Source organism: Candidatus Cyanaurora vandensis (assembly GCF_013285555.1).
GTDB classification, from domain to species: Bacteria; Cyanobacteriota; Cyanobacteriia; order Gloeobacterales; family Anthocerotibacteraceae; genus Cyanaurora; species Cyanaurora vandensis.
In genome coordinates, this window is sequence record NZ_JAAXLT010000124.1 from 1 (window position 1) to 3,220 (window position 3,220).

The following is a 3,220-nucleotide window of genomic DNA, read 5'->3' on the forward strand; positions in this document are numbered from 1 at the left end:
GTCACTTTGCGATGTTCGGATGAAGAATACGAACTGCTTTCTAAGCATTGCGAGAAGAAAGAGAGGAGTTTGAACGATGTGCTAAGGGAGCTTGTTAGATCTCTCGAATCAAAGCCGTCGTGAACGACGGGGCTTGTATCCCAATTTCCCGGTCACGCAGAACCTAAGGCGGGAGTGCTGCCATGCAACTACAAATCGAGAAGGGACGAAAAAAGAAGACCAAGTGCAAGGAGAATACCTACCTATTTCTGATTACCACGCTTTAACCCTTGGTTTGCGCTTGATAATTGAGGGGGGAATGATTGGTTTTTACCGTTTGGATACCGGCGAGAAGTTGCTCAACCCGGATGAAGCCCAGCAATGAGCCGTTCAGCAAGAGCAGCGAGCGATATAGCAAGCATGTCAGGAAGCAGACCGAGTGACCGCAAGTCTAGGGGCTCGTTTACAGCAATTGGGCATTGACCCGGGCCAAATTTAACCTGACGGATTGGCGTATCATGCTCCCATAGCCACGAGGAGTGCAGGATGAAACGACGGATGGCAGTGGGTACAGTCTTGGCGTTGACCCTGGCGGGCTGTGGCGGGGAGACGACGACGAACGCCGATGGCACAACTGCCACCGGGGGCAAAATTTTTATCGGGGTCGCCGGACCCATCTCCGGTGCCCAGGCGGTCTTTGGGGAGGATATGATCCGCTCGGCTCAACTTGCTGTAGATGAGATCAACGCCCAAGGCGGGGTGTTGGGCAAAACGATCGAGATTGTCCCCGGTGATGATCAAGGTGATGCCCGTCAAGCTGCCACGGTGGCTCAGAAGATGACCAGCACCGACGGCTTGGTCGGCGTCGTCGGGCACTTCAACTCCGGTTGCTCGATCCCGGCTTCCCAGGTTTACAAACGGGCGGACTTGGTGATGCTCTCCCCCGGTTCCACCAGCCCGACTTTGACGGAACAAGGCTTCAAGAATGTTTTTCGGTTGGTGGGGCGCGATGACCAGCAGGGTCCCCTGAGTGCCAACTTTGCGATTCAACAACTCAAGTCCAAGACCGTCGCTATCCTCAACGACAAAACCGCCTATGGTCAGGGCCTCGCGGAGGCTTTCCGTAAGAGTATCGAGGCAGGCGGGGTGAAAGTCGTCATTTTTGAGGGGGTGAACCAGGGCGAACGGGATTTCCGGGCCGTCCTTACCAAAATTAAGGGCCTCAACCCCGATAGCTTGTTTTTTGGGGGTGTCTTTACCGAAGCGGGACTCATCGTCAGTCAGGCCCGCGAACTCGGCTTGACGGCGAACTTCTTGAGTGGGGATGGCACCCAGGTCCAGAGTTTCATTGATACTGTGGGCACCAAGAGTAGCAAGATCTTTGTCACCGGGGTCCGCACCATCAACAGTGAGGAGTTCCTCGCCACCTACAAATCCAAGTACAAGGAATCCCCTACCGCTTTTGGTACCTACACCTATGATGCCACCCGGATTTTGCTGGCGGCGATTGCGCGGGCTGGGTCAGTGGACCGGGTTAAAGTTACCGAAGCTGTCCGTGCCACCAAGGACTTCCAGGGTTTAGGCGGGACGATTAATTTTGACGCTAAGGGCGACCCGGCGACCGCCCCCTTTGATGTCTTCACCGTCCAAGACAAGAAATTCGTCACTGTCACCCCCACCGCTTGATGCCCCGACTCACCCGGCAGGGGTTGGGGTTACTGGCCTTGGGACTAGTCTGGGCACTGGCGGATTTCGGGGTACCGGGGTTGGGTTGGGCGGTTTTGGGCTGGGATATTTTGGTCCTGGGAATTATCTACTGGGATTACCAACAGATCCAGCCCCAACGCTTAAACCTCGTCCGTCAGTTCAGCCCGCGCTTGGCCCTGGGTCAACCTAACTTGGTTCAATTAGAACTGACCAACCTGACCTCCCGCGCCCTCACCTACGAGTTAGTCGAGCTCATTGCCTGGGACCTGCCCATGGAACCCCGGACCCTGACGGGAGAACTGGTACCAGGTGTGAATCAGCTAACCTACACCCTCCGCCCCAACCGACGGGGTACCTATCCCGTTCCTCCAGCCCAAGTGCGAGTGTTGAGTCCCTGGGGCCTCTCTTGGCGTAGTGGGACGGTGGGCACGAGTACAAGTTTTACAGTTTACCCGGACCTCGTTACCCTCAAGAAATTGTCCCTGCGGCTGACCCAACAGAGTGATTTGCTGACGCGCCGCCGTAACCGCCGGGGGATTAGCACGGAGTTTGCAGACCTGCGCGAGTATGGGGTGGGCGATGACCCGCGCTTTATTGACTGGAAGGCCACTGCCCGCCGGGGTCAGCCGATTGTACGGACTTTCCAGGAGGAGCGGGACCAAACTCTGCTGGTGCTGCTCGACGGGGGACGGATGATGTTCTCCGAAGTCGCGGGGTTACGCAAATACGATTGGGCCTTGAATGCGGCTTTGGCTCTGGTGCTCACGGGGATTCGGCAGGGCGACCGGGTGGGGTTAGGGGTATTTGACCGCTCGCTTAGGGTCTGGGTCCCACCCCGGAGCGGGGCGGGTCAACTGGAGGCTGTGTTGCAACGAGTTCATGACACTGAACCGCAACTGGTGGAGCCAGACTACACCGGAGCCATCGCCCAAGTCCTAGTCCGTAATCCGCGCCGTGCCCTAGTCGTGGTCCTGACCGATCTTATTGACCCCCAAGCCTCATCAGAACTACTCAAGGCCCTCGCTAAACTCGCTCCTCGCCATTTACCCTTCTGTGTCACCTTCCAAGACCCCTTGGTGGCTGAGTCCGCCGCGCGGGTGGCCCGTACCACCCGCGAAGTTTACCAGCAGGCTGTGGCTCTGCAACTCATCCGGCAACGGGCCGAGGCTTTCCGGGTCCTCCAGAGCCGGGGTGCGCTAGTCCTCGACAGTCCCGCCCCCGCCCTGAGTACCCGCCTCGTCAACGCCTACCTCCAGGTCAAAGCCCGGAATCAACTCTAATTCAAACCGAGTCAAGCTTAGAGCTTAGTGGACGCGGCTTTTTACTCAGTAGCGGAAAAACTGTAACCATCAGCCTACAATTAGCCCATGAAAACCGACGGCTTATTCTATACCTTCTTCCAGAAACTCCCCTCTGCCTTCTTTGACACTTTGGTTCTCCCGCCACAAACTGCTGACCTCTACACCTTTGACTCCATTGAGGTCAAACAATTGAGCTTTCGGATTGATGGCGTGTTTCTCCCCCAAACGCCTGA

General features: G+C 56.8%; 5 protein-coding genes. All 5 read left to right on the top strand.

The features are described from left to right. Window positions 1-6 precede the first annotated feature (6 nt). Window positions 7-123: a ribbon-helix-helix protein, CopG family gene (locus HFM78_RS16255; RefSeq protein ID WP_396032968.1), complete on the top strand. Its 117-nt coding sequence runs from the start codon at window positions 7-9 to the stop codon at window positions 121-123. Next, on the top strand, window positions 92-364 hold the full coding sequence (locus HFM78_RS08655; RefSeq protein WP_287129036.1) for a hypothetical protein: 273 nt from the start codon (window positions 92-94) through the stop codon (window positions 362-364). Before HFM78_RS16255 ends, HFM78_RS08655 begins: the two co-directional genes overlap by 32 nt. Window positions 365-525: 161 nt before the next feature. Beyond that, window positions 526-1,665, top strand: a complete 1,140-nt coding sequence (locus HFM78_RS08660; protein WP_287129037.1) for a branched-chain amino acid ABC transporter substrate-binding protein — start codon at window positions 526-528, stop codon at window positions 1,663-1,665. Next, on the top strand, window positions 1,665-2,966 hold the full coding sequence (locus tag HFM78_RS08665) for a DUF58 domain-containing protein (protein ID WP_287129038.1): 1,302 nt from the start codon (window positions 1,665-1,667) through the stop codon (window positions 2,964-2,966). The genes HFM78_RS08660 and HFM78_RS08665 overlap by 1 nt, the downstream gene beginning before the upstream one ends. Before the next feature lie 87 nt (window positions 2,967-3,053). Continuing rightward, a partial coding sequence (locus HFM78_RS16260) for a DUF2887 domain-containing protein (RefSeq protein WP_396034967.1) occupies window positions 3,054-3,220 on the top strand: 167 nt, incomplete at its 3' end.

Bases quoted from the DNA above. Each gene is read 5' to 3' on its own strand.
- HFM78_RS08660 (WP_287129037.1), top strand. From the start codon at position 526: ATGAAACGACGGATGGCAGTGGGTACAGTCTTGGCGTTGACCCTGGCG.
- HFM78_RS08665 (WP_287129038.1), top strand. From the start codon at position 1,665: ATGCCCCGACTCACCCGGCAGGGGTTGGGGTTACTGGCCTTGGGACTA.